Source organism: Pseudomonas sp. P7779, from assembly GCF_013386315.1.
In the GTDB taxonomy this organism is placed as follows: Bacteria; Pseudomonadota; Gammaproteobacteria; order Pseudomonadales; family Pseudomonadaceae; genus Aquipseudomonas.
In genome coordinates this window covers 33,230-59,018 of sequence record NZ_JACARZ010000007.1, presented here as the reverse complement: position 1 = coordinate 59,018, position 25,789 = coordinate 33,230, and the positions used below count along the sequence as shown (strand labels likewise).

At 61.6% G+C, this 25,789-nt stretch carries 19 protein-coding genes; 1 reads left to right on the top strand and 18 read right to left on the bottom strand.

Features of this window, described 5'->3' with window-relative positions:
* Positions 1-64 precede the first annotated feature (64 nt).
* From HX869_RS03520 to iolC, 8 genes are all read right to left on the bottom strand, one after another.
* On the bottom strand, positions 65-925 hold the full coding sequence (locus HX869_RS03520) for a sugar phosphate isomerase/epimerase family protein (RefSeq protein WP_003214697.1): 861 nt from the start codon (positions 923-925) through the stop codon (positions 65-67).
* 160 nt (positions 926-1,085) lie between these two features.
* The gene (locus HX869_RS03515; RefSeq protein WP_008437157.1) at positions 1,086-2,096 is read right to left on the bottom strand and encodes a Gfo/Idh/MocA family protein; all 1,011 of its coding nucleotides are present in this window, start codon (positions 2,094-2,096) and stop codon (positions 1,086-1,088) included.
* Positions 2,097-2,115: 19 nt separating this feature from the next.
* Positions 2,116-4,047: a 3D-(3,5/4)-trihydroxycyclohexane-1,2-dione acylhydrolase (decyclizing) gene (gene iolD, locus HX869_RS03510; RefSeq protein ID WP_178902742.1), complete on the bottom strand. Its 1,932-nt coding sequence runs from the start codon at positions 4,045-4,047 to the stop codon at positions 2,116-2,118.
* A gap of 10 nt (positions 4,048-4,057) precedes the next feature.
* The gene (locus HX869_RS03505; RefSeq protein ID WP_178902741.1) at positions 4,058-4,873 is read right to left on the bottom strand and encodes a TIM barrel protein; all 816 of its coding nucleotides are present in this window, start codon (positions 4,871-4,873) and stop codon (positions 4,058-4,060) included.
* Between the two features lie 27 nt (positions 4,874-4,900).
* Positions 4,901-6,403 carry a CoA-acylating methylmalonate-semialdehyde dehydrogenase gene (locus HX869_RS03500; protein ID WP_178902740.1) on the bottom strand — a complete coding sequence of 501 codons (1,503 nt, stop codon included), beginning with the start codon at positions 6,401-6,403 and terminating at the stop codon, positions 4,901-4,903.
* A gap of 22 nt (positions 6,404-6,425) precedes the next feature.
* A complete protein-coding gene (gene iolB / locus HX869_RS03495) occupies positions 6,426-7,220 on the bottom strand; it encodes a 5-deoxy-glucuronate isomerase (RefSeq protein WP_178902739.1) in 795 nt (264 codons plus the stop codon).
* Entirely contained in the window at positions 7,217-8,110 is an 894-nt protein-coding gene (gene iolE, locus HX869_RS03490; protein WP_003214685.1) for a myo-inosose-2 dehydratase, read from the bottom strand. Before iolE ends, iolB begins: the two co-directional genes overlap by 4 nt.
* A gap of 150 nt (positions 8,111-8,260) precedes the next feature.
* Positions 8,261-10,198, bottom strand: coding sequence for a 5-dehydro-2-deoxygluconokinase (iolC, locus tag HX869_RS03485; protein WP_102605499.1), 1,938 nt, complete (start codon positions 10,196-10,198; stop codon positions 8,261-8,263).
* 303 nt (positions 10,199-10,501) lie between these two features.
* Here iolC and HX869_RS03480 point away from each other — a divergent pair, with 303 nt between their 5' ends.
* Positions 10,502-11,398 carry a MurR/RpiR family transcriptional regulator gene (locus HX869_RS03480; protein WP_003214679.1) on the top strand — a complete coding sequence of 299 codons (897 nt, stop codon included), beginning with the start codon at positions 10,502-10,504 and terminating at the stop codon, positions 11,396-11,398.
* A gap of 142 nt (positions 11,399-11,540) precedes the next feature.
* On the opposite strand, the gene HX869_RS03475 is transcribed toward HX869_RS03480, so the two are convergent.
* From HX869_RS03475 to HX869_RS03430, 10 genes are all read right to left on the bottom strand, one after another.
* Complete coding sequence (locus HX869_RS03475; RefSeq protein WP_008437152.1) at positions 11,541-13,244, bottom strand: AMP-binding protein; 1,704 nt, start codon at positions 13,242-13,244, stop codon at positions 11,541-11,543.
* 31 nt (positions 13,245-13,275) lie between these two features.
* Positions 13,276-14,574 (bottom strand): acetyl-CoA C-acetyltransferase, encoded by a 1,299-nt coding sequence (locus HX869_RS03470; protein WP_177123338.1) that lies wholly within the window; start codon positions 14,572-14,574, stop codon positions 13,276-13,278.
* Complete coding sequence (locus HX869_RS03465) at positions 14,571-15,461, bottom strand: MaoC/PaaZ C-terminal domain-containing protein (protein ID WP_178902738.1); 891 nt, start codon at positions 15,459-15,461, stop codon at positions 14,571-14,573. The genes HX869_RS03470 and HX869_RS03465 overlap by 4 nt, the downstream gene beginning before the upstream one ends.
* A gap of 2 nt (positions 15,462-15,463) precedes the next feature.
* Positions 15,464-16,807: a 3-oxoacyl-ACP reductase gene (locus HX869_RS03460; protein ID WP_087694129.1), complete on the bottom strand. Its 1,344-nt coding sequence runs from the start codon at positions 16,805-16,807 to the stop codon at positions 15,464-15,466.
* A 159-nt stretch (positions 16,808-16,966) separates the two neighbouring features.
* Positions 16,967-19,504 carry an acyl-CoA dehydrogenase gene (locus HX869_RS03455; protein WP_177041717.1) on the bottom strand — a complete coding sequence of 846 codons (2,538 nt, stop codon included), beginning with the start codon at positions 19,502-19,504 and terminating at the stop codon, positions 16,967-16,969.
* A 284-nt stretch (positions 19,505-19,788) separates the two neighbouring features.
* A complete protein-coding gene (locus HX869_RS03450; RefSeq protein ID WP_177117207.1) occupies positions 19,789-21,234 on the bottom strand; it encodes an outer membrane protein transport protein in 1,446 nt (481 codons plus the stop codon).
* 450 nt (positions 21,235-21,684) lie between these two features.
* On the bottom strand, positions 21,685-22,170 hold the full coding sequence (gene praB / locus HX869_RS03445; protein ID WP_177022784.1) for an alkane oxidation protein activator PraB: 486 nt from the start codon (positions 22,168-22,170) through the stop codon (positions 21,685-21,687).
* Positions 22,171-22,301: 131 nt separating this feature from the next.
* Positions 22,302-22,796: an alkane oxidation protein activator PraA gene (praA, locus tag HX869_RS03440; protein WP_008437144.1), complete on the bottom strand. Its 495-nt coding sequence runs from the start codon at positions 22,794-22,796 to the stop codon at positions 22,302-22,304.
* Between the two features lie 146 nt (positions 22,797-22,942).
* Positions 22,943-24,223 carry an alkane 1-monooxygenase gene (locus tag HX869_RS03435; RefSeq protein ID WP_178902737.1) on the bottom strand — a complete coding sequence of 427 codons (1,281 nt, stop codon included), beginning with the start codon at positions 24,221-24,223 and terminating at the stop codon, positions 22,943-22,945.
* A gap of 318 nt (positions 24,224-24,541) precedes the next feature.
* A complete protein-coding gene (locus HX869_RS03430) occupies positions 24,542-25,540 on the bottom strand; it encodes an alpha/beta fold hydrolase (RefSeq protein ID WP_177047375.1) in 999 nt (332 codons plus the stop codon).
* Positions 25,541-25,789 lie beyond the last annotated feature (249 nt).

The window sequence follows — 25,789 nt, the reverse complement described above, 5'->3', positions numbered from 1 at the left end:
TTTTCGGGGCGCTTCGCACCCCAGCGGGAGCAAGCTCCCTCGCCACAGGGCAAGCCACAACGGTCTAACAGCACAACTCGCGGGTCACCCGCTCCAGCATCATCCGGTTGGACTCATCCGGCCGGTCTTCCCAGGCAAACACCGACACCGTGGCAATGCCGTCGAACTTGATTTCCCGCAGAGTGCCGAAAAACGCCTCCCAGTTCACCTCGCCCTGGCCGATGTCCAGGTGCTGGTGCACGGTGGCGGTGACGCCCGGCGGGTTGACGATGTAGCGCAGGTTGGACGAAGCGCGGTGGTTGTAAGTGTCGGCAATGATCAAGTGGCTGAGCTTGGAGCCTGCGTACTTGAGCATCGAGGCGATATCGCCCTTGCCGTCGTCATAGAAGAAGGTGTGCGGCGCGGCGTAGAGGTAGTTGATCCAGTCGCGGTCGAGGCCGCGAATGATGTCCACCGACTCGTTGTTGCGCTCGCAGAAGTCGTACGGATGCGCCTGGATATCCAGCTTGATGCCTTCGCGCTCGAACTCCGGCATCAGCTCGTCCATGGAGCGCATGAACTGGTTTTCGCACACCAACGGGTTGTCGGACTGGCCGGTGAATTCGGTGTTGACCAGCTCGCAGTCCATTTCCACGGCGATCTGGATCGCACGCTTCCAGTTGCGCACGGCGGCAACCCGCAGGCCTTCGTCGGCGGCGGCCCAGTGGTACATGGGCAGCAGGGATGAGAGTTGCACGCCGGCGTCGCTCAGGGCCTTGCGAAATTCCTTGATGCGCGCGCGGTCGACCCGGGGGGCCTTGTAGAACGGCAGGAAGTCTTCCCGGGGCGAGAGTTCGATGTGCTGGTAGCCGAGTTCGGCGGCCTTGTCGACCATTTGGCCGAGGGGCAGGTGGCGGTACATGTAGGGGTCTAATGCGATGCGCATGCTTGAGATCTCCCGAATCTGAGGTAGGAACTCGGTCAAATGTGGGAGCGGGCTTGCTCGCGAATGCGGTGGGTCAGTCGATGCAAATGTTGACTGAAAGGCCGCATTCGCGAGCAAGCCCGCTCCCACACTGACTGCGTTACATCAGTGAGGGTTGTGATTAGCCGTAGAAATGCGGACGCGGTGGCAGGCCCACTTTCACAATCTGCCCACTGTTCTGCGCCTCAATACACGCATCCGCCGCCACCGCCGCTGCAAAACCATCCCACGCCGACGGCCCCCCCACTTGCCCTGCCCTTACACCGTCGATAAACGCCTGCAGCTCAACGTCATACGCCGCGATGAACCGGTCTTTCCAATCCATCAGGATCGCGTTCGACAACTTGGCCCCGCTGCGCATCTGCACCTGGGACGGCTCCGGCAATTTCGCAATACCGGTCTCCCCCACCACTTCGCACTGGATGTCGTAGCCGTACTGGCAGTTCACAAACACTTCCACATCGATGCGCGTGCCCTTGGCGGTTTCCAGCAGCACGATCTGCGGGTCACGCAGATGGGCCAGCGCCTTGCTCGATTTACGCGGGAACACCACCTGCACCGACACGTAGTCATCGGCCAGCAACCAGCGCAACACATCCAGCTCGTGGATCAGGGTGTCGGTGATCGCCATGTCGGTCTTGTAGTTCTCACCCACCCTCGGGTTGCGGTGGGCACAGTGCAGCATCAGCGGCTCGCCGATCTGGCCGCTGTCGATCACGGCTTTCAAGGCGCGATAGCCTTGGTCATACGGACGCATGAAACCCACCTGCACCAGGCGCTTGCCGTGGGCCACTTCGGCCTCGACGATCTTGCGGCAGCCTTCGGCAGTCACCGCCAAGGGTTTTTCGCAGAACACGGGTTTGCCGGCCGCAATCGCCGCCAACACAAATTCTTCGTGGCTCGGGCCCCATGAGGTCACCAGGATCGCCTCGACCTGCGGCGAATTGATCAGCGCGTGGCCGTCCGGGTACACCTCGGCGGTGAGTTTCAGGTCAGCGACGACCTTGGCCGCCTGCTCAAGGTTGATGTCGGTCACGGCCACCACCTGGCTGTTGAGCAAGGTCTGGCTGCAGCGACGAATGTGATCCTGGCCGATGGCGCCAGTACCGATAACACCCAACTTCAAAGACATGAAAACACTCCTCTTGTTATTAGTACTGCCGGGCCTTGGCCAGGCGTTCATTGAGTTGTTTGGCCACCGCATCGGTGCGCGCGCTGGTGGACACCTGCGCCACACCGACGCGCCACCACGACAGGTATTTGTGGATCATGGTTTTCGGCAGGACCTTGACATCAATCAGCGTCGACACGGTTTGCGTGCGCGCATCGGCCAGCGCCGCCTGCAACTGCTCCACGGTGTTGACCTTGTAGGTCTTGCAACCATAGGCCGCCGCACTCATGGCGAAGTCCACCGGCACAAAACCGCCGTCGAGCTTGCCGGTCTCGGGGTTGCGGAAGCGGAACTCGGTGCCGAAGCTGTCCATGCCGTGTTCCATCTGCAAATTGTTGATGCAGCCGAAGGTCATGTTGTCCAGCAGCACCACGTTGATCTTGCGCCGCTCCTGGATCGAGGTGGCCAGCTCCGAGTGCAGCATCATGTACGAGCCGTCGCCCACCAGTGCGTACACCTCGCGCTCGGGCTCGGCCAGCTTCACGCCCAATGCGGCGTTGACCTCGTAGCCCATGCACGAATAACCGTATTCGACGTGGTAGGTGTTGACGCCCTTGCTGCGCCAGCTGCGCTGCAAGTCACCCGGCAGGCTGCCGGCAGCGGCGACGATGATTGCGTCGTCGGCCAGGGCTTCGTTGAGCTCACCGAGTACGCGGCTTTGGGTCAGGCATGAACCGGTCAGCTCGATAAACTCACACAGCACCGCCGGGTCCATGTGGTCGTTGATTTCAGGGACGAAGTTTTCAGTCTGGTATTCCGCCTGGTAGATCCGGTCGACCTCGACGTCCAGTTGCGCCTTGGCATCCCGTGGTTGATCGCCCCAGCTGGAACGATAGTCGCCCAGGGCTTCAGCCAGAGCTTCCAGGCCGACCTTGGCATCCGCCAGCAGCTGCACGCCATCGAGTTTCAGTGCATCGCAAGGGCTGATATTGAGGTTGAGAAACTGCACCTCGGGATGCTTGAACAGTGACTTCGACGAGGTGGTGAAATCGGTATAGCGCGTGCCGATACCAATGATCAGGTCGGCTTCCGGTGCCAGCAGGTTTGCCGCCAGGCAGCCGGTTTCACCGAGGCCGCCGAGGTTCAGCGGATGGCTTGAAACCACCGCACTCTTGCCCGCCTGGGTTTCCGCGAACGGAATATCGAAGCGCTCGGCGAAGGCTTGCAGCGCGGCATTCGCCCCGGAGTATTTGACCCCGCCACCACACACGATCAGCGGTTTGCGCTTGCCCTTGAACGCCGCCACGGCATCCCCCAGCATCGCCTCGGTCGCCGGGCGACGGTCGATACGGTGCACGCGTTTTTGCAGGAAGTAATCCGGGTAATCCCAGGCTTCGCCCTGTACATCCTGCGGCAGGGCCAGGGTCACGGCGCCGGTTTCCGCCGGGTCGGTGAGCACGCGCATGGCGTGGATCGCCGCCGTCATCAGCTGTTCCGGGCGGTTGATGCGGTCCCAGTATTTGCTGACCGCACGAAACGCGTCGTTGGTGCTGATGCTCAAGTCGTGGAACTGTTCGATTTGTTGCAGTACCGGATCGGGCTGGCGACTGGCGTAGACATCACCGGGCAACAGCAGCAACGGAATCCGGTTGGCGGTCGCGGTCGCCGCGGCGGTCAACATATTCGCCGCACCCGGCCCCACCGAGGAGGAGCACGCGTAGATCTTGCGGCGCAAATGCTGCTTGGCAAAACCAATCGCCGCGTGGGCCATGCCTTGTTCGTTGCGGCCCTGATGCACCACCAGGTCGCCGCTGTCCTGCTCCAGGGCCTGGCCCAGGCCCAGCACATTGCCGTGGCCGAAAATCGTGAAGATGCCCGCGACAAATTTGCTCTGCACACCGTCGACTTCGATGTACTGGTTATCCAGAAACTTCACCAGGGCCTGGGCCATGGTCAATCGGGTTGTGGTCATGAGGTGCCCCTTATCGTTTCTGCAGGTGGGCGATACTCGCCCCCAACGCCTGCTTGATATCTGCCAGGCCGTGCACGCTTTCGGCGAACGGTTCGAATGACAGGTGGCCGCTGTAGCCGGTGCTGAGCAGCGTGTCGATCTGCGCGGCATTGCCGAGGATGTCAGCCTCGCCCACCAGCACGCGGTGGCCGTCGCGGATCGAGTTCAGCGGTGCGTCGGCATCTTCCACACCGGAGATATGCACCAGCCCGGTCAGTTCGGGGAAGAACTCATGTTCACTGGCCAGGTGGTGGTGGAAGTTGTCATGCACCACGCGGAACACATCCAGCCCGCCGATGGCCTTGATCGCATCCACTGCCACGCGCTTGCGGCGCAGGGAGCATTCTTCAAACCCCAGGGGTTCGACAAAACCGAGAATCCCGTATTCCCGCAGGATCGGCGCCAGTTCACTCAAGGCGGTGCGCAAACCGGCCGCGCGCTGGGCTTCGTTGCGCGAGTCGGCGCGGTCGTTCAACGGGCACATCACCAACGCCTGCGCGCCGCATTCGCGGGCATAGGCCGCCAGCTTGATGGCCTGGGCGCGGCGTTCGTCATTCCACACATCGAAGGGGTACAGCGCGTTGATCGACAGCACCGTGATGCCATGCACCGCGCACAATTCGCGCACGCGGCTGGCAGGGGTGCCGTCTTCAATCTCGACGCCCTTGAGGTCGTTGCGGATCTCGATGGCGTCGCATTTCAGGGTCACCGCCAGCTGGATAAAATCCGCCAGGGAAAGGCTGGGGGCGACCATGCGGTTCAGGGCAAAACGTAGAGGCGACTTCATTATTGTTGTGCTCCACACTCGAAAACGTTACTTGGCAGTTGGCATGCTGAATTCAGGGCCCTTGGCGATGCTGTCGGGCCAGCGTTGCATGACGCTCTTGTAGCGGCTGTAGAAACGAATGCCTTCTTCGCCATAGGCGTGGTGGTCGCCGAACAGCGAGCGCTTCCAGCCACCGAACGAATGCCAGGCCATCGGCACCGGAATCGGCACGTTGATGCCGACCATCCCGACCTTGATGGTGCGGGCAAAGGCACGGGCAATGCCGCCGTCGCTGGTAAAGCACGACACGCCGTTGCCGAACTCATGGGCGTTGATCAAAGCCATGGCGCTGGCAAAATCCGCCACCCGCACGATGCCCAGCACCGGCCCGAAAATCTCTTGCTGGTAGATGCTCATTTCGGTGGTGACGTTATCGAACAAGGTCGCACCGACGAAGAAACCACCCTCCGCGCCCGGCACCTTGAAGCCACGACCGTCGACGATCAGCTTCGCGCCCTGGGCCACGCCCTGGTCGATAAACCCTTCGACCTTGGCCTTGTGTTCGGCGGTAACCAGCGGGCCCATCTCGCTGTCTTTTTGCATACCGTTGCCGACCTTCAACTGGTCGATACGCGGCAGCAGTTTTTCGATCAGCCTGTCGCCGACATCGCCCACCACCACGGCAATCGAGATCGCCATGCAGCGCTCGCCGGCCGAGCCATAAGCCGCGCCGATCAAGGCGTCAGCCGCCTGATCCAGGTCGGCGTCGGGCATCACGATCATATGGTTCTTCGCCCCGCCCAATGCCTGCACACGCTTGCCGCGCTGGGTGGCCTGCTGGTGGATGTACTCGGCAATCGGGGTGGAACCGACGAACGAAATCGCCTCGATATCCGGGTGCTGCAACAGGCCGTCTACCGCGCTCTTGTCACCCTGCACCACGTTGAACACACCGTCGGGCAGCCCGGCTTCGGTCAGCAGGCGGGCCATCAGCAAACTGGCGGACGGGTCGCGCTCCGACGGCTTGAGGATGAAGCAGTTACCGGTGGCCAGCGCCAGCGGGATCATCCACAGCGGCACCATCACCGGGAAGTTGAACGGGGTGATGCCGGCGCACACGCCCAGTGGCTGACGCAGGTTCCAGTTGTCGATGCCGCCGCCGATGTTGTCGCTGAAATCGGTTTTCAACAGGTTTGGCGCGCCGCAGGCGAACTCGACGATCTCGATACCACGGGTGACTTCGCCCTTGGCGTCGGAGAACACTTTGCCGTGTTCGCGGCTGATGATTTCAGCCAGCTCATCGTGGTGCTGGTCGAGCAATTCCTTGAACTTGAACAGCACCCGCGAACGGCGCAGGGATGATTGCTCGGACCACGCCGGGAAGGCTTTCAGCGCCGACGCCACGGCCTCATCGACGGTCTTCTGGCTGGCCAGCCCGACGCGGGCCTGGACTTCGCCGGTGGCCGGGTTGAACACATTGCTGAAACGCTCACTGGCGCTGTCGTGCACCTGGCCGTTGATGTAATGGCCAATTACCGGGGCGTTGCTCATTATTGTTCTCCGTCGAAAGTGCTTAAAGATCCAGCAGCCAGCTGTGCTGCGGGTCGTTATGGAAATGCCAGGCGCGCTTGGGGCCGGCCATCACGTTCAGGTAGTAGGACTCGTAGCCATACGGCACGCTGACGGGGTGATACCCCTTGGGCACCACCACCAGGTCGCTGTTTTCCACGGCCATGGCCTGGTCGATGCTGCGGTCGTCGGTGTAGACGCGCTGGAACACAAAGCCCTGGGGCGGGTTGATCTGGTGGTAGTAGGTTTCTTCGAGAAAGCTCTGGTGCGGCAGATCGTCGGTGTCGTGCTTGTGGGGCGGGTAGCTCGACGAGTGACCGGACGGTGTGCGCACTTCCACCACCAGCAGCGAATGGGCAGGCTCGCTGTCGGGCAGGATGTCGCACACGTAGCGGGTGTTGGCGCCCTTGCCACGTACGCTGCGCTTGCATTGCTCGGGGCGAATCAGACGGGGTGCCAGACCTGCGTCGGTTGAGCCGGGAGCGGCGCAGACGGCAATTTGCACGTCGCTCAGCGCGGTGACCTGGGCGTCGGTGTCTGGCGGCAAATAAGCGGCGAAGGGCGACTTGTCTTCGAACACCGAGTGGCGATCACCGAGGTTTTCCCAGTTGAAGCCTTCGCCCTGGATAGTCACCCGGCCGCTGAGCAGCACCAGGCACAGTTCCTTGTCGCCGGCGGTGACTGGCAAGGTTTCACCCAGGCTCAGGCGGTAGGCGGCGAAGCCCACGTATTCCAGGCGCCCTTCTTCCAGCGCCACCATGGTTTGCCCGCGCTTGCTGCTTTTGACCAACAGGCTCATTGTCCAGTCCTCTCGCTCAACAGTGCGCGCAGGGTGTCGTAACCCTTCTTCGCATAGATGTAGCTCGGCGCCACGGCAGGATCCTGCTCGGCCTCCACTACCAGCCAACCCTGGTAATTGGCGGCCAGCAGCACGTCCAGCAGCGCGGCGAAGTCGATATCGCCGTCGCCGGGCACGGTGAAGGTGCCGTTGACGATGCAATCCGGGAAGCTCCACATCTGGTTGCGTGCCAGTTGCACCACCGGCTTGCGCACATCCTTGAAGTGCACGTGGCAGATGCGGGCGATGTGTTTGCGCAGCACCTCGATAGGCTCGCCGCCACCCATGTAGCAGTGGCCCGAATCAAACAGCAGGCCGACTTCCGGGCCGGTGCGGCGCATCAGTTGGTCGATGTCTTCCGGGGATTCGACGTAGGCGCCCATATGGTGGTGGTAGGCCAGGCGCACGCCCTGGGACAGGGTGAAGCGCGCCAGTTCGGTGAGTTTGTCGGCGTATTCCTGCCAGGCCTGTTCGCTGTGAAAACGCGGGCGTTCGATCAGGCGCACCGGCGAACCCTGGATCGAATCGGCGACTTCTCCATACACCAACACGTTGGCGCCGTTTTCACGCAGCAGTTCGACGTGGCTGGCGATGGCTTCGATTTCTTCCGCTACCGAGCGCCGGGCCAGGCGACTGGAGTACCAGCCGGAGACCAGTGCCAGGTCGTAGGGGCGCAATACATCGCCGACACCTTTGGCGTCCTTGGGGAATTTGCCGTTGAGTTCAAAGCCTTCGTAGCCGATGTCCTTGCCTTCGCTGAGGGCCGTGCTCAACGGCGTTTCACCGCCCAGGGCCGGCAGGTCGTCGTTGCTCCAGGAGATCGGGTTGATGCCAATTCGGATAGCGGGCATGGCTGCACCTATTATTGTTTTTTCAGAGTTGCCTGAGATCTGCTTTATGTGGGAGCGGGCTTGCTCGAGAAGGCGGTGGTTCAGTTGATGTATCAGTCGACTGACACTCCGCTTTCGCGAGCAAGCCCGCTCCCACATTTGATTGCGTGTTTAGCTTCGAGAACTGCGCCAAGCCTTAATCAATTGCTCAAAGATGCACTGCACCTGCTCAATCAAGGCTTGATCGTCAATCTCCCCCGCCAGCCAGGCTCGGCTCGGTTCCTGGAAGATCGTGCGACCCACGGCGAACCCGCGGCAGGTCTGGCTTTGGCTGGCTTGCTGGAAGCCATCGGCCAGGCATTCGGCGGAAGCGTTCAGGCCCAGCAGCACCACGCCCCGGCAGTAGGGATCGCGCTCCTGGATAAGCTCGTCGAGCTTTTTCCAGTCTGCGGCCGACTGCGCCTCGATCTTCCACCACGCCGGGTAGATGCCCAGGTTGTACAGGCGCTTGAGACTGCGATAGAGCACGTCGGGATAGGTGGACGGGTGATCCTTGGGGGGCACGACTTCCAGCAGCAGCTCATGGCCGCTGACCAGGGACGCCTGATACAGGGCCTTGAGTTGCGCTTCCTGTTCCAGGCGCAGCAATGGCTCGTCATCGGGGTGAAATTGCACCAGGCACTTGATGATCTGCTCCCGGGGCCAGGCAATCAGGTTGCTGCCCACCGAGCGCCCGTGTTCAAAGGCCAGCGGCCGTGAGTTCTGGACTTCCACCGGGCGGGCGATCCACCAGCCGCGACCGCTGGCGGCGTTCAGCGCGTCCTGGCCGAAGCGTTGGTCGGCCAGAATCCCGACGTCAGCCTCGACGCCCTGCTCCGCCAGTTTGCTTTCAACCCGTTCCACGGCCTGGATAAACAGTTGCTTGAGGGCGCTGATGCGCGCCGGGTCCTGGCCGCCCTTTTGTGCCAGTTCCACCAACTGCCAGCGGTGGTCGAAGGCAAATACAAACAGCTGCTTCCAGACCTTACGCGGCACGCTGACCTGGTGCAGGCGTTGCAGCACCGCGTCCTGGTCCGGGCGGGTAATCGGCACCGGGCTGTTGAACAGGTAATCGAGTTCGGCGCGGGTCGGCATGGCCGGCGCGCAGGCATGGCGCGACACCACCAGGCCGCCGCAGGCATTCGCCAACTGGCTGCAGCGCTCGTCGCTGGCGTCTTCAAGCCAGCCGCTGAGGAAGCCGGACATGAAGGCATCGCCGGCGCCCAGCACGTTGAGTACTTCCACCCGTACCCCGGGGTAGATCGCGCCGTCTTCAAGGCGGGCCGGGATATCGCCGTGGATCACCGTGCAGCCCTGGGGGCCAAGCTTGACCACCAGGGTGGCCGAGGTCAGGCCACGCACCGTGCGCAATGCCGTGAGCAAATCTTCACTGCCACCGGCAATCAGGAATTCTTCTTCGGTGCCGACGATCAGGTCAAAACGCGGGAGGATTTTCTGCACGTGCTGGCTGACATTCTGGTCGGCCACAAACCGGGTTTCGCCATCGGCCTTGCCGGCCAGGCCCCAGAGCACCGGGCGGTAGTCGATGTCGAGCACGCGTTTGACGTTGTGCTTCTCGGCGTAGTCCAGGGCCTGGATGCTGGCCTTGTACACGCCGTCGGTGGAGAAGTGGGTACCGGTGATCAGCAACGCCTTGCTGGAAGCAATGAACGCTTCACTGATGTCTTCGGCGCGCAGGGCCATGTCGGCGCAGTTCTCGCGGTAGAACACCAGCGGGAAGGTTTCGCGGTCCTTGAGGCCCAGCAGCACCAGGGCGGTGAGGCGTTCCGGGTCGACCTTGATGCCGCTGACGTCACAGCCTTCGCGGGCCAGGGACTCCAGCAGGAAACGCCCCATGTGGTCGTCCCCTACCCGGCTCAACATCGCCGACTTGAGCCCCAGCCGCGCAGTGCCGAACGCGATGTTGGCGGAGGAACCGCCGAGGTACTTGGCGAAGCTCGAGACATCCTCCAGCCGTGCACCCACTTGTTGTGCGTAAAGGTCGACGCCCAGGCGTCCCAGGCAAATCAGATCCAATTGACGCCCACTGGCAAAACGAGTCTGGCCCATGCTGGCTCCTGTTATTTTTATCAGCCTGCGTGTGCCGTCGCGGTGGCGGCATACGCTCTTGGTGCAAGCAGACTAGAACGTCTGGTGACACCAATCAATATTTATTCTATAAATATTTTTTGTGGAATATATTTTCCAATACGCCATCATCGGTATGTCCCAGCCGCAGTGCATCGTTTCAGCTGCACCGTGGGGCGGGATGCCGAGGTATTTTTTTGCGCCTACCCTGTAGACTTGCGCACATCGACTTATTGTCAGGGGCGCCTCGACGCGCCCTATAAGAACAAGCCAGAAGGATTCCCTATGTCCCAGAGCGCCCCGGAAGACGCACTCGCCAGCCCGCCGCTGAACGCCGAGCGGTTGTTGCAGCTGATCACCGATGAATACGAGAGCCTGCCGCGCCAGCTCAAGCGCATCGCCAGCTACATGAGCCAGCAGAGCGACCGGATCATGGTCGACCGCATCAGCGACATCGCCCGTGAATGCGAAGTGCACCCGTCGGCCATCGTGCGGTTTTCCCAGCGTTTCGGGTTCAGTGGTTTCAGTGAAATGCAGGCGCTGTTCCGCGAGGCCTACACCCACAAGACCACGCCGGTGCAGAACTACCAGCAACGCATCCGCAGCATGATCGCCAACAAGTCGCAGAAAGCCAGCGGCGGCGACCTGGCGCGTGAGTGCGTGAATGCCACCCTCTCCGGGATCGAGCGCCTGGGGCTGGAACTGGATGACGCAGCCTTCGACAAGGCCGTGGACCTGGTGGTGAATGCCGACAATATCTACGTGGTGGGCGTGCGCCGCTCGTTCGCCGTGGCGGACTACCTGGTGTACAACCTGCAGCACACCAACAAGCGCATCCATCTGGTCTCGGGGTTGGGCGGCAGCTATCGTGAGCAGATGCGCAGTGTGCGGGCCAACGACCTGGTGATTGCCATCAGCTTTACGCCGTACGGCAAGGAAACCCAGCACTGCCTGCGGATTGCCCAGCACCATCAGGCCAAGACCCTGATCATTACCGACAGCAACCTGTCGCCCCTGGCCAAGCGGGCGAGCACGGTGCTGCTGGTGAATGAAGGCTCGTCGTTTGCGTTCAGGTCACTGAGTGCGACGCTGTGCCTGTGCCAGGCGTTGTTTATTGCCGTGGCGTATCGGCTGGAATTGAAGGTCGATGAGATTCATGAGCAGGTGGGATTCGACGACTGACTGCGACCGTTCAGTCACCAAAGATCAAATGTGGGAGCGGGCTTGCTCGCGAATGCGGTCTGTTAGTCAACATCTCCGTCGACTGTTCCACCGCATTCGCGAGCAAGCCCGCTCCCACATTTTTGACCGCGTTCACTCAGACTTAGCGCAGTGCCCGGCGCAGCACCTTGCCCACCGTCGTCTTGGGCAATTCCTGCGTACGAAACTCCACGAACCGCGGCACCTTGTACCCCGTCAGGTATTCCCGGCAATGCGCCAGAATCTGCTCCTGGGTCAAGCTTGGGTCCTTGCGCACCACGATGATTTTGACCCGCTCGCCGGTCACCCCATCCTCAACCCCGATCGCCGCCACTTCCGCCACGCCCGGATGCAACGCCACCACGTCTTCGATCTCGTTGGGGTACACGTTGAACCCGGACACCAGGATCATGTCTTTCTTGCGGTCCACCAGGCGGATGAAGCCCTGCTCATTCATCACCCCGATGTCCCCGGTAGACAGCCACCCTTCGGCATCCAGCACCTCGGCGGTTTCCGCCGGGCGTTTCCAGTAACCCTGCATCACCTGCGGGCCGCGTACTTGCAGTTCGCCCTGCTCGCCCAGTTCCGCCAACTCACCGTCCTCACGAATGAACCGCACCCAGGTCGACGGCAACGGCACGCCGATACTGCCGGTGAATTCCATCTCGCGCATGCGTGAGATGTCGATGGGGCTGATGCTCACCACCGGCGAACATTCAGTGAGGCCGTAGCCTTCGATAATCGGCAAGCCGGTGACTTCCTTCCAGCGCTTGGCCACAGCGGTATGGGTGGCCATGCCGCCGGCGATCACCATGCGCAAATCGGAAAAATCCCGGGCGCAGAATTCCTTGTTTTCCAGCAGGCCGTTGAACAGCGTATTCACCCCGGCAATCCCGTTGAAACGCTCCTTGCGCAGGATCATCTGCACCCGCTTCACATCCCGTGGGTTGGCGATCAGGATGTTGCGCCCGCCCAGGCACATGAACATCAGGCAGTTCACCGTCAGGGAAAAGATGTGGTACAGCGGCAGCAGGGTGACGTTGGTTTCCTGCTGGTTCTGATCGAGCTGATCACCGACCCACGCCTTGGCCTGCAACAGGTTGGCGATGATGTTGCGGTGGCTGAGCATGACGCCCTTGGCATCGCCGGTAGTGCCGCCGGTGTATTGCAGGAAGGCCAGGTCTTCGCGGTTCATCGGCACGGCGAGATGGGTCTGCCCGCGTCCCTGTTTCAACACCTGGTTGAAACGCACGGCCCCCGGCAGGTTGAAACGCGGCACCTGCTTCTGCACGCTACGCAGGATAAAGTTCATCGCCGCGCCCTTGAACGTGCCGAGCAGGTCACCGATGGCCGCGATCACCACACGTTTGACGGTACTGGCGGCCACCACTTTCTCCAGGGTGTGGGCGAAGTTTTCGAAGATCACCAGGGTCTCTGCGCCACTGTCCTTGAGCAAATGCTGCAGCTCCCGGGCGGTGTACAGCGGGTTGACGTTGACCACCACCGCGCCCGCGAGGATCGTGCCCAGCAGGCAGATCGGGTACTGCAAGCAGTTGGGCATCATCAGCGCCACCCGGTCGCCCTTCTTCACACCCTGGGCTTGCAGCCACGCAGCAAAGGCGATGCCCTGCACCTCCCAGTCGGCATAGGTCATTTCGGTGCCGATGCTGACGTAGGCCACGCGGTCGCGGAATTTGTGCAGGTGCTCCAGGAACACCTCGCGCAACGACGGGTAGTCCTCGATGCCCGCATCGATGTCTGCCGGTACGCCGGGCAGGTAAGCGTTCAACCAAAGGCGTTCGGTCTGTTCCAGGCTTACAGCGTTCATGGCAGTCTCCTTGTTGTTTTTATGGTGGGAACTACTTTTCGACGATAGCGGTAATGCCCAACCCACCCGCCGCGCAGATCGAAATCAGGCCGCGGCCGCCGCCACGCTGGTGGATCGCCTTGGCCAGTGCCGCGAGTTGCCGGCCACCGGTGGCGGCGAAGGGGTGGCCGCAGCCGAGGGAGCCGCCGTTGACGTTCATCTTGCTGCGGTCGATGCTGCCCAGCGGCGCGTCGAGGCCCAGGCGGTCGCGGCAGTAATCCGGGTCTTCCCAGGCCTTGAGGGTGCACAGCACCTGAGCGGCGAAGGCTTCGTGGATCTCGAACAGATCGAAGTCGGCGAACGTCAGGCCTTCGCGCTTGAGCATGCGTGGCACGGCGTAGGCCGGCGCCATCAGCAGGCCTTCGGTGCCGTCGACGAAATTCACCGCAGCGGTTTCACCGGTTCGCAGGTACGCCAATACGGGCAAGCCGCGTTCGGCGGCCCATTCCTCGCTGGCCAGCAGCACCACCGACGCGCCGTCAGTCAGGGGCGTGGAGTTGCCGGCGGTGAGCGTGCCGTTCTGGCGGTCGTAGGCCGGGGACAAGCCGGCAAGTTTCTCCAGGCTGGCGTCGGCCCGCAGGTTGTTGTCCCGGGCCAGGCCGCGATACGGGCTGATCAAATCATCGAAGAAACCCTGCTTGTACGCCGCATCCAGCCGCTGGTGGCTGGTGAGGGTCAACTCGTCCTGGGCCAGGCGCTTGATCTGCCAGCGCTTGGCCATTTCCTCGCAGTGTTCACCCATGGACAAGCCGGTGCGCGGCTCGCCATTGCGCGGCAGCAGCGGCTTGAAAAACATCGACGGGCGCACCCCCACCAAGGCCTTCAACCTGGCGCCGGTGCCCTTGGCGCGGTTGGCTGAAAGCAAGGTGCGGCGCAGGGACTCGTTGATGCCGATGGGCGCGTCGGAGGTGGTGTCGGAACCACCGGCAACGCCCACTTCGATCTGCCCAAGGGCGATCTTGTTCGCCACCAGCAACGCCGCTTCCAGGCCGGTGCCGCAGGCTTGTTGCAGGTCGTAGGCCGGGGTTTCGGGAGACAGTGTGGTAGACAGCAGGCTTTCCCGGGCCAGGTTGAAATCCCGGGAATGCTTGATCACCGCACCCGCGGCAAACTCGCCCAGGCGCAGGCCGTGAAGGTTGTAGCGGTCCACTAGGCCTTGCAGGGCGGCGACCAGCAGATCCTGGTTGCTGTCATGGGCGTACACGGTGTTGGAGCGGGCGAACGGGATACGGTTGCCGCCGATAATCGCCACGCGGCGCGTCGGGGCCGGGTTGAAACTGTAGTCACTCATCGATCGGTCTCATTCCAGATAAACAGCCCACGCATATGGGGTTTGTCACCGGCGAAATTACGCACTTCAAACTCACGGCGCGGGCCGGTTGGCGGAACGTTCCACAGCGCCACCTGGCCGGGCAGGAAGATCGGCAGCTTGAAGTCGCAATGGGCCTCGGCCTGGTCCAGTCCGCCGGGGGGTTGCTGGGCGGCCAGGGCGCGGCCAAGGGTCCACATGCCGTGGGCGATGGCCCGGCGAAAACCGAACAATCGGGCGCCGATCACCGAGGTATGAATGGGGTTGAAATCCCCCGAGACCCTGGCGAAACGCCGCCCCAGATCCGCCGGCAGCACCCAGCGTTGAGTGCGCAGCAAACCTTCTTCCTGCAAGGGCAACGCGTCGTCCCACGGCTCGCCAACCGGCGCGTTTACGTCACGGCGCAGGTACAGGCTGTCGCTCTCCCATATCAGGGCGCCCGCGCTGTAGGCACGGGTGGCGATGCTCAGGGCCTGGCCCTTGGGATGGGCGACCCAGCGTTCGCAATACACCTCCAGGCGCAAGGCCTGGCCCGCCTCCAGCCGTCGATGCTGGCGGATGCGATTGGCCAAATGCACCATGCCGCTGGCCGGGTACGGGAAACTCGGGCGGGTCAGCAACATCAGGTGCAAGGGGAACGCCAGCACATGGGGATAGGACAGCGGCACGCCTTGCTCACGGCGGAAACCACAGGCCCGACCGTAAGCCGCGATCCCTTGGGCAGACAGCTCGACGGCCGAACGCACCAGGCGTTCTTTCGGCAACGTCGGCTCGCCTTCCAGCTTCGGTTTGCGCAGCCCCAATACCCCGTCCAGCAACAGCCGCGAGCGCGAGGGCGGCAGGTCAATGATCTGCGTCACATAGTCCATGCTCAGGCTCCCAACAGGCTTTGGCCGCAGACCCGCACCACTTGGCCATTGACCCCGCCGGATGCCGGATGCGCCAGCCAGGCGATGGTTTCTGCCACGTCGATGGGTTGCCCGCCCTGGGACATCGAGTTCATCCGCCGCCCCGCTTCGCGAATCATCAGCGGTATCTTCGCGGTCATCTGGGTTTCGATAAAGCCCGGTGCCACGGCATTCACCGTCACTTGCTGCGCCGCCGCCTGCGGGGCCAGGCCTTGTACCAGGCCGATCACCCCGGCCTTGGAGGTGGCGTAGTTGCTTTGCCCGAGGTTGCCGGCGATACCGGAAATCGATGAGACACACACGATCCGCCCGCCCGGATTCAGGCCCTGGCTTTCCAGCAGCGCCGTGCTCAGATGCAACGGTGCTTCCAGGTTGACCGCCAGTACGCTGCGCCACGCGGTCTCAGTCATCTTGGCGATGGTCTTGTCGCGGGTAATCCCGGCGTTGTGCACCACCACGTCGAATGCACCGTGTTGGCTGACATGGGCGTGCAACTGCTGCGCGGCATCGGTGGCGGTGATGTCCAGCGCCAGTGCGGTGCCTGCGACACTGCCGGCCGCCTGTTGCAGCGAATCCTGGGCCTGGGGCACATCCACGCAGACCACATGGGCTCCATCGCGGGCCAGCACCTGGGCGATTGCCAGGCCGATGCCACGGGAGGCGCCGGTGACCAGGGCACGGCGGCCGCCGAGGGGTTTGTCCCAGTTGATTTCGGTTGGGCTATCGACGGTTTTTTCGAGGCGCACCACCTGCCCCGAAACATAGGCCGAGCGCCGCGACAGGAAGAACCGCAGGCTGCTTTCCAGCCCGTCCTCGGCACCCGGTGCGACGTAGATCAACTGCACGGTGATCGCCCGGCGCAACTCCTTGGCCAACGAACGCACCAGGCCCTCAAGGGCACGCTGGGCAATGGCCTGGGGCAGGTCCTTGCACAACTCCGGCGCGGTGCCGAGCACCACCACCCGGGCGTGTTGCCCAAGGCGCCTGGCGTTGGCGTGGAAGAATTCGTAGAGCTCGTCCAACTGCTTGAGGTCGGCGATGTCGCTGGCGTCGAACACCGCGCCCTGGACCTTGACCGTGGAGGGCGCCTTGAGGGTCGCAGCGGTGGCGGTCACTGTGTCGGTGGCGGTGAAGATGCGCTGGATTTGCGCCCCCAGGCGCCCTACCCCCGCGACGATTACCGGGTTGGCCAGGCCTTGCTGGCCGCTGCGGTGACGTTGCAGTGCCAGGGGTTGGGGCAGCCCGGCAGTGCGGGCCAGCCAGGCTCCCCAGGGGGAGTTGACGAAAGAAAGGTAGCTGTCACTCATGGATAAACTCACTCACAACACGGTGTTGCCATGGAAACCCGATCCTTGTAGGAGCTGGCTTGCCTGCGATTGCGGTGTGTCAGCCAACACATCTGGCACTGAACCAACGCTATCGCAGGCAAGCCAGCTCCTACAGGGGTCGTGTTCCTCCAGTTCCAGTCAGTTGACCGGCGCGTTTTCGCCTTGGTTGGCGCGGCGTCTTGCGCTCGGTTTGGCGGCCTGTTCCAACGCTTGCTGGCGCTGTTGCAAGGCTTCCAGCAAACCGAAGTCCTGCGGGAAGTCGTCCACCTGGATCGCGTGATCGCCATATTCCACATAGCGCGCGAGCAAGCTGTCGTCTTCCTCGCTGATCAGGTCCAGCGCCCGCGCCTTGACTCGCCACGGAGTAAACGCCGCACTGGAAATCGGCATTGGCTCGATCAGGCCTTGCTTGATCGCCCCCTTGAGCCGCGCCTCGATCAGCTCCACTTGCGGCAACAGGCGCAAGGCCAGCTCGCCGTAAGCCAGCTTGTCGATTTCCGGCCGAGGAATGTAGGAATTGCCCAGCAAGCGGTCGCGGGTTTCCCCCGGCACCTGCACCAGCTCCGCCACTTGCGCCAACAGGCGATCCGACGGTTTGCGCTGTGGAATACCGAACGGGAACGTCAAGCCACGCACCACCGCCGCCGCGGCTTTCGACGGGTAGTTGTCGAGCACTTCGGCCAGGGCCTCATGGGCGCGCAGCAACGCGTCCTGGGCCGCCCAATGCACCAGCGGCAAATCTGCCTGTGGCCGGCCATCATCCTCAAAACGCTTGAGCACGCAGGACAGGATGTACAGCTGGGACAGAATGTCCCCCAGCCGCCCGGTGATGCTTTCCTTGCGCTTGAGGGCACCGCCCAGCACGCCCATGGAAATGTCCGAGATCAACGCCAACACCACCGACAGCCGATTGGCCTGGCGGTAGTAGGACGCCAGCGCCGGATCGGTCTTGCCCGGCACGGAAATCAGCCGTCCGCCCGTCAGCGAATACACTGCGGCACGCACGGTATTGGCCAGCACGAAGCTCAGGTGACCGAACATTGCGCTGTCGAAGTCCACCAGGGCCTTGCGCCGGTCCGTATTGCGCGCCGCTTCCATCTCGCGGAACACATACGGATGGCAGCGGATCAGGCCCTGGCCGTAGATGATCAGGCAGCGCGTCATGATATTCGCGCCTTCCACCGTGATGGCGATGGGGCTTTGCTGGTAGGCCCGGGCGAGGAAGTTGTTGGGGCCCATGCAGATGCCCTTGCCGGCCACGATGTCCATGCCGTCGTTGACGATGATCCGCGCCCGCTCGGTAACGTGATACTTGGCGATGGCCGAGATCACCGAGGGTTTTTCACCGGCATCCAGTGACGCCACCGAGACCTTGCGCACCGCGTCGCAGGCATACAGATGCCCGGCCATGCGCGCCAGGGGCGCCTGCACGCCTTCGAACTTGCCGATGGGCAGGCCGAATTGCTTGCGCATCGCCGCATAAGCGGTGGTGCCGCGCACGGCCACCTTGCCCAGGCCGACGTTGGCCGACGGCAGGGAAATCGCCCGCCCGGCGGCCAGGCATTCCATCAACATGCGCCAGCCGTTGCCGACTTGTTCGCGGCCGCCGATCACCCATTCCAGCGGGATAAACACATCCTTGCCGGTGGTCGGGCCGTTCTGGAATACCGCGTTGAGTGGCCAGTGACGCCGGCCGCTGTTCACCCCCGGATGGGTGGTGGGGATCAACGCGCAGGTGATGCCCAGGGAACCCGGCTGGCCGAGCAGACCGTCCGGGTCTTCGGCGCGGAAGGCCAGGCCGAGCACGGTGGCGATTGGGCCGAGGGTGATGTAGCGCTTGTCCCAGGTCACACGGAAACCCAGCACTTCCTCGCCTTCGTGCATGCCCTTGCAGACGATGCCCAGGTCTGGAATCGCCCCGGCGTCGGAGCCGGCATACGGGCTGGTCAGGGCGAAGCACGGGATGTCTTCGCCGCGGGCCAGGCGTGGCAGGTAGTAGTTGCGCTGGGCGTCGGTGCCGTAGTGCAGCAGCAGTTCGGCCGGGCCCAGGGAGTTGGGCACCATCACCGAAATCGCCGCCGCCGAGCAGCGGGTCGAGAGCTTCATCACCACTTGCGAATGCGCATAGTGGGAGAAGCCTTTGCCGCCGTATTGCTTGGGAATGATCATGCCGAGGAAGCCGGCATCCTTGGTGTATTGCCAGCCTTCGGGGGACATGTCCTGCCAGACCTGGGTGGTTTCCCAGTCGTTGGACATGTCGCACAGGGTCTCGACTTCGTTGTCGAGGAAGGCCTGTTCTTCAGCGCTGAGGCTGGCCGGTGCGGCTTGCAGCAGGCGTTCCCAGCGGGGTTTGCCGCTGAACAGCTCGGCGTCCCACCACACGGTGCCGGACTCGATGGCAGCACGCTCGGTGTCGGACATCGCCGGCATGATGCCGCGAAAAAGGCCCAGGGCCTTGCTGGTCAACAGCGCGCGGCGTAGGGGCTTGATTGTCAGCAGCAGCGCGGGCAACACCACCAGCACCGCCACCACGCCGGCGCCGAAACCGGCGACTGCGTTGAACAGGTAACCGACCGCCAGCCAGACCAGGCCGGCACCCAGCCAGAGGGTGGCAGCGGCTTGTCGATACGCCAGGGCGATCGCTGCTGCGAGTCCCGCCAATAACCAGATAACCATGGGGATACCTCTACTCAATTCAGGGTACGGCAAACGCCCGGGCAGATCGGAATGACCTGTGACGTAAAGCCACACTACAAACTTGAAAAGATAAATTCAAATTTTGTTTTGAAATTTTTATTTAATGCTTGGGCAAAAAAAATAGCGGCTGAACGGGGTCAGCCTTGCAGGTTAAGCGCAAGGATTCGACATCGGGCGCCAGGGCTACCCATCAATAGACGACAGCGTGGAGCCGGGCAGCAAGATGCGCTGGCTGCCCTTCTCCACGACTGCCCTCGACAACCTTAGAACTTATAGGTTGCCGACAAGCTGACCACATCCCCCGAGGATTCAGCCTCGCCGTCCAACTGCGCCGCACCGAGACGATCAACGTTCTTGGTCTTCAGGTTGACCTTCTGCACGAACTGGTGCGAGTACGCGGCATCCACCGACAGGCCAGGAACAGCCTTGATGTCATAACCGGCACCAAATGCCAGGAAGTAACGGTCACCGTCCGGGATTCGCGGGTCCCGGGTAGAGTTGCGGGTAGGTGTCTGGTCGTAAGCCACACCGGCGCGCAGGGTGAGTTCGTCGGTGGCTTTGTAGTCGCCGCCAATCGAGGTCATCCAGGCGTTTTTGTAGTTGTAGGGAATGGCAACAATGGTGGTGCCCTGGGATTTGAGCGTCAGGTCCTGGAAGGAAGACCATTCAGTCCAGGTAGCACTCACCCCCAACGTCCAGCGGTCGTTGAACTGGTGAACCCAGTCAACCGAAGCGGTAGCCGGGATATCCAGTTGGGTACTGGCGTGGGCACCGTCCGGGAACAGCTTGAGACCTGGGTAGGCGATTTCAACCAGAGTTTCGCCGTTCGGACCGATCGGATTGGTCATCGCGTTACGGCCGACGGCATCTGTATAGATGTTGTATTTGCCGGTCATCTTGTTTTTGATCTTGGCGTGATAGTTCAAGCCAAGTGTGTCTTGCAGCGTCGGCTTCCAAACCACGCCACCAAACCAGCCCACAGAGATGTTATCGACTTTCACGCGCATCAAGGAATGCCCCAGCCCCGTGGGGAGACCCGCGCCGCCAAGTCCTGGAGACACATCCGCAGCGGCCAGCAAATCAACGTTCTGGCTGACGAACCCTTGACTGCGCTGGACGATGGCACCACCACCGACCGAGAACTGATCATTGACCTTGAACGACAGGGAACCGGTCAGACCGATGGTCTCGATTTTGGTATCAACCGCGAAATCCCGCAGTTTGGAGTCTTCGTTCCAAGTGGTTTTCATACCCTGTGGCACGACCTGGCTCAGACCAAAGGCGAAACGGTCGCCCATGGGAATCACCAGAAAACCCGTCGGCAGCCAAGCGGTGAAACCGCCTTGCCCACCATTGTTAGTGTTGAGGACCGGGTCGCCCGTATTGCCCAGGTCATCCAGTACGGGCGTATTGGTCACCGGGTTGCCCGCGTAGTCATAGGCCTGGCCGGTGTATTTGATCTTGATCCGAGCATAGTCAACGGTCTGCTGCGCGATGGTTGAATCGATAAAGGCCATGGCTGCCGGGTTGTTGTACGCGGCACTGGGGTCATTTTTGAACAGTGAACCACCACCAAACGCACGACCCCATCCTGGCGCGCCGAAGGTCGGTGTGGAGAACCCACCCGCCTGCACTTGCCCCGTGGTCATCAGGCCCCCCAGCAGGGCCAGTCCCAGTAACGTGTGAGCGTGTTGTTTCTTATTGTTCATGCGGTACTCCTTATTATTATTTACACCCGGCCCCTGCCGGTGGGTCGTGTAACCACAGAACGTCTTTCAAAGAACGCCTGTCCTGGAACGGTGTATCGGTATTCAGGAATGGGTGGTGAGCGAGCCGGTCAGCGTGGCGTTCAACGACACCAAAGTGCAGTAGCCACTCATGGCTTGATTGGTTGCGCTCAACACGTGGGTAGAAACGTCGACGGCAGCTTCAACACAACACTGCCTTTGGTTACGCTGAACGGACCCGGCGGGCTGAAACCCGCCGCAACCGCAATGAATGAGGCAACGCCCAGAGCCGCTGACATCGAACCCAGGCGTGCTGTTTTCACAAGGCTTTGCATTGTCATGTTCCCCAGACAATAAATACCGTATCCAACCGGTGCCTCACACGAGGCACCGGTCTTTCAACGGGGTGATCAGCCCTTTACGGAGTCGCGCTTACGGGTTAACGGTCAGCGTTGGGGCAACGACACTCAGCGAAACCACGGTGCAGTTGCCGGTCAGCGCCTGATTGGCTGCCGAAAGCGTTTTGGTGCCTGGAGTCCAGGTAACAGCGATGGTGGTTGGCCCGCAGTTGGTGGCCGGGATCGAGGTGATCTTGTAGCCGACGTTGGTTACGCTACCGGTGGTACCCGTTGCAGCCGTCAGTACCCAAGGCAGGTTGGTCAGCGTTGGCAGGCCACACAGACCGCCACCGGTCAGGGATGCGCCATTGATCGAGGCCACGCCACCGCTAACGTTGCCGGTAAAGGTGATGCCGCAGGTCACGGCTGCACCGAAGGACGAAGGCGACTTCACGACGATGGTGCCAGCGTTGGTCGAGAACGGACCATCCGGGGAGATGGAAGCCGCGCTGGCCATGGAAGCTGCGCCGAAGCACACTGCGAAAGAAGTTGCACAAACGAGGGTTTTCAAGCTTTTCATTATTTTTCCTCACATGTTATGGCGAGTCATTTCGCCAGGGGTAATGGCCATGATCGAGAGGTCACGGTGAATCTGCAGAACTTCCCTTTCCAGCCAAATTTCAATTCAATTACCGCTACAACATCCCACTGTTACTCAACAACTTTGAAACTCGGCGGCATCTTGATCGACACCGTCTTGATCTTGCAGTCTTCGCCGATAGGCACATTCGACGCTTCCAGCTTGCCGGTGGCGTTATCCCAGGTTCCATCGGCAGTAGAAGGCCCGCACTTGCCGCCCAAACCAAAGGCATGCACATCCACGGCGATCTTCGACATCGAGCCGCTCCTGGTATCTTTAGCCACCAATACCCACGGCAAGTTGATGGCTTCGACCCGGCTGCACTTGAGGCCGCCGTCGAACTCAACTTTGTCGACATTTACTGACGACCCATCCGCCGCCACTTTGCCGGCGACCTTGATGGTGCAATCCGCGCTGATCAGCGCGCCTTTGGAAAAGCTGATGGGGCCCTGGGCAGTAAACGCGCTGCCGGCAGGTTCGATACGGGCGGCCTGGGCCTGGTGGTAAACGATCAGGCCCAGGGCGGCCAATACAATGTGCGTGGTGAACTTGGCAGGGGTTTGCATGGTGTACGTCCTTCCCTTAATTTTATTTTTGTTCGGGTCAAACAACTGTCTTGCAACTAAGCCGTACTCGAAACCGGTAAAGCCTGGGCGATGAAAACCTGCGCGATACACAGATCCCGAGTACGCCCTACAACTGACTGCTTTCGTTAGAAGGGTCTGGTGGTGTTGCTGTACTTCTCCAGGTACTTCAAACGCTGTGAAGGTTGAAGATTGGTCAGGGTGATATCCCCGGCGTAATGATTAAGTACCCGGTGATCCATGCGTCGTCGCCACAAGTACGGCACATACGCCCAGACAATCATGCTGGCATAACCGTATGGGAGTTGCGGCGATTCATCAAAATGACGCAGTGACTGATAACTTCTGGTTGGGTTGGCGTGATGGTCGGAGTGCCGCTGCAGTTGGAACAGAAAGATATTGGTGACAATCCGATTACTGTTCCAGGAATGGCGTGGCGAGCAACGCTCATAACGACCGTTGGGCAACTTCTGGCGTTTCAGGCCGTAGTGCTCGACATAGTTCACCACTTCCAGCAGCGAGAAACCGTAGATGCCCTGGATGATCAGGAATGGAATCACTGCCGCGCCCAGCCAGGCAATCATCGCGCCCCACAACACCACGCTGTACATCCAGGCGCTGAGTACGGCGTTCTTCCAGTGCCAGGCCGGCAGGCCGAGTTTGCGCAGGCGTTCACGCTCCAAGTTCCACGCCGAGCGGGCGCTGAACCATACCGAGCGCGGCAGGAAGGCCCAGAAGCTCTCCCCCAACCGCGAACTGGCCGGGTCTTCCGGGGTGGCGACGCGCACGTGGTGGCCACGGTTGTGTTCGGTGTAGAAGTGCCCGTAGAAGGTCGGCGCCAGGGTGATCTTGGCCAGCACGACTTCCAGCAGGCGCGGCTTGTGCCCCAGCTCATGGGCGGTGTTGATGGCAATGCCGGTGGCAGCGCCAGTGGACATCGCCATGCCCAGGTAGGTGAACCAGCTGATTTCACCGTGCAGCTGGGTGCGAGCGGTGATGAACGCGGCGGCCTTTGCCAGCCAGCTTGATGAGTCCAGTGTGGCGGTCGCCTGTAGCAGACCGCCGCCGATGATCCAGTCGATGCCACCGGCCGCCAACCACCCGGTGATCACCACCGAGGAGATGACAAACAGCACGCCGGTGTAGACGATCCAGCGGTAGTAGCTTTGGGATTCGAGGTTGCTGACGGCGGACTCGGGCGGGTTGCTGACGTCTTCACCCAGCAGGCCGTCGATCAGCGGGATCAGGCCGAAGATCACCAGCACACCGACCCACCACAGTTGTTGCACACCGGTAGTGATGGCCAGGGCGCCAGAGAGCATTGGGGTTGCCAGGGGCATGATGCCGAGCCACCACAGGTGGCGCTTGCCGTCGGTCCAGACGTTCGGGGCAGCCAGGGTCTGATTCATGACAGCCTCCGCACGAGGCAGGTAGGCAGGGAGCAAAAATCAACACTGGACAGGTACACGGAGCGGTGACTGCCCCGAGAATTCAACCATGCGATAAAAGGCGTTTTTTTCATTATTTTATTCGCTCTTAGGCATTTCAAAAATTGTTTCAAATTAGACATTGAAATAATTTTTTTAAATAAATAGCGCGGAATCGTTAGGTCGTCAACTAGTTTCTTGAACCCTTTTGAACGTGACCGGGCAGTCTCTTTTTCAGCCGTTTGGTCAGGTGTCTAGGGCAAGCATTGACGAGTTCGAACCGCGGTTTCAGTCGCACAATTATTTACTCGCCAACGCAAACGGCGGGTGCAACACCGTGGCGCTTTCCGGCGGCCGGACGCGCTTGGCTATCTGCTCGACCACCGCCGCGACACGCTCGGTGGCCGTGATCGGCAACATATGCCCGCGCCCTTCCACCAGCTGCAGCTTCAGGCCCGGCACCAGGCTGGCCAGGGCCTGCCCGTGTTTGCGGAAATCCAGCACCTTGTCCTGCGCGCCATAGATCAGCCCGATCGGCAACGTCAGCTGCGGGTAGCGCTTGACCATGTCCGGCAGGAAATCGTTGACCAGGTTGATCTCGGTGGAGGCGGCATAGAAGTTCTCGGGCCGCATGCCCAACAAGCCGCCGCCACGGGTGGCGAAGTCTTCCGGGGCCGGGTCGGGGGCAAACACGCCCTTGACCACCGAGCCTTTGGTCAGCAATCCGATCGGCATGGTCAGGGTGTGCGACATAAAGCGTCGCAGCCATCCCGGGCGTATCGCCAACGACATAAACACCAGCGGCAGCAGGCGCTGGGGATGGGTCAGGGGCGCCACCAGGATCAATCCGGACACCGCGTGGGGATGGTCCAGGGCCAGTGCCAGGGAGATCGCCCCGCCGAGGGAATGCCCCAGCACCAGCGGCTTATCCAGGTCCAGCGTCTGGATAAAGCTGGCGACTTGCCGGGCCTGGCCAGGCAGGTCCGCGGCCGTGCCGGAATGCCGGGTGGAATAACCCGACCCCGGACGATCCACGGTGATCACTCGAAAGTGCTCACGCAATTGGGCAGACAAGGCGTACGTCAAGTTGCGACTGCTGCCCATCAGCCCGTGGATCATCACCAGCGGTGGGCCCTTGCCCTCGTCTACATAATGAAAGCGCTCGCCGTTGATCTCCAGAAAGCGCCCGTTGATCGGAACAGCAGCCTCTATACGCCGTGTCATCCGGGCACTGAAGGCCCACAACACTACGCTTAACCCTACACACACACCCGCAGCGACAACCCACTCGACAGCCATAGCTCGGTCCTCTGCATCCCTGCGTTGCTGGCGGCCCGACCGGTATTGGTCAAGGCCTCAGCCATCGTCCACCCTGGACCTTAACTGTGTGCGTACAAGCTCTCGTCCGTCGGATAAGTCGCACATGAGGAACTGGGTCGTAGCCTAGACGATATTTTCAGGTAGATTATTTAAAATCTTTTTTAAAATAAATAATTCAATTTTCCTTTGCAATGGTGTTCTATCTAAAAAGCCAAAACAAAAACAAGG

Coding starts and splice junctions, on each gene's coding strand:
- HX869_RS03455 (WP_177041717.1), bottom strand. CDS start 19,504: ATGGTTATCTGGTTATTGGCGGGACTCGCAGCAGCGATCGCCCTGGCG.
- HX869_RS03500 (WP_178902740.1), bottom strand. CDS start 6,403: ATGAGCAACGCCCCGGTAATTGGCCATTACATCAACGGCCAGGTGCAC.
- iolD (WP_178902742.1), bottom strand. CDS start 4,047: ATGACCACAACCCGATTGACCATGGCCCAGGCCCTGGTGAAGTTTCTG.
- HX869_RS03520 (WP_003214697.1), bottom strand. CDS start 925: ATGCGCATCGCATTAGACCCCTACATGTACCGCCACCTGCCCCTCGGC.
- HX869_RS03475 (WP_008437152.1), bottom strand. CDS start 13,244: ATGAACGCTGTAAGCCTGGAACAGACCGAACGCCTTTGGTTGAACGCT.
- HX869_RS03435 (WP_178902737.1), bottom strand. CDS start 24,223: ATGAATCAGACCCTGGCTGCCCCGAACGTCTGGACCGACGGCAAGCGC.
- praA (WP_008437144.1), bottom strand. CDS start 22,796: ATGCAAACCCCTGCCAAGTTCACCACGCACATTGTATTGGCCGCCCTG.
- HX869_RS03430 (WP_177047375.1), bottom strand. CDS start 25,540: ATGGCTGTCGAGTGGGTTGTCGCTGCGGGTGTGTGTGTAGGGTTAAGC.
- HX869_RS03460 (WP_087694129.1), bottom strand. CDS start 16,807: ATGAGTGACAGCTACCTTTCTTTCGTCAACTCCCCCTGGGGAGCCTGG.
- HX869_RS03515 (WP_008437157.1), bottom strand. CDS start 2,096: ATGTCTTTGAAGTTGGGTGTTATCGGTACTGGCGCCATCGGCCAGGAT.
- HX869_RS03480 (WP_003214679.1), top strand. CDS start 10,502: ATGTCCCAGAGCGCCCCGGAAGACGCACTCGCCAGCCCGCCGCTGAAC.
- HX869_RS03465 (WP_178902738.1), bottom strand. CDS start 15,461: ATGGACTATGTGACGCAGATCATTGACCTGCCGCCCTCGCGCTCGCGG.
- HX869_RS03470 (WP_177123338.1), bottom strand. CDS start 14,574: ATGAGTGACTACAGTTTCAACCCGGCCCCGACGCGCCGCGTGGCGATT.
- HX869_RS03505 (WP_178902741.1), bottom strand. CDS start 4,873: ATGAAGTCGCCTCTACGTTTTGCCCTGAACCGCATGGTCGCCCCCAGC.
- iolC (WP_102605499.1), bottom strand. CDS start 10,198: ATGGGCCAGACTCGTTTTGCCAGTGGGCGTCAATTGGATCTGATTTGC.
- iolB (WP_178902739.1), bottom strand. CDS start 7,220: ATGAGCCTGTTGGTCAAAAGCAGCAAGCGCGGGCAAACCATGGTGGCG.
- praB (WP_177022784.1), bottom strand. CDS start 22,170: ATGAAAAGCTTGAAAACCCTCGTTTGTGCAACTTCTTTCGCAGTGTGC.
- iolE (WP_003214685.1), bottom strand. CDS start 8,110: ATGCCCGCTATCCGAATTGGCATCAACCCGATCTCCTGGAGCAACGAC.
- HX869_RS03450 (WP_177117207.1), bottom strand. CDS start 21,234: ATGAACAATAAGAAACAACACGCTCACACGTTACTGGGACTGGCCCTG.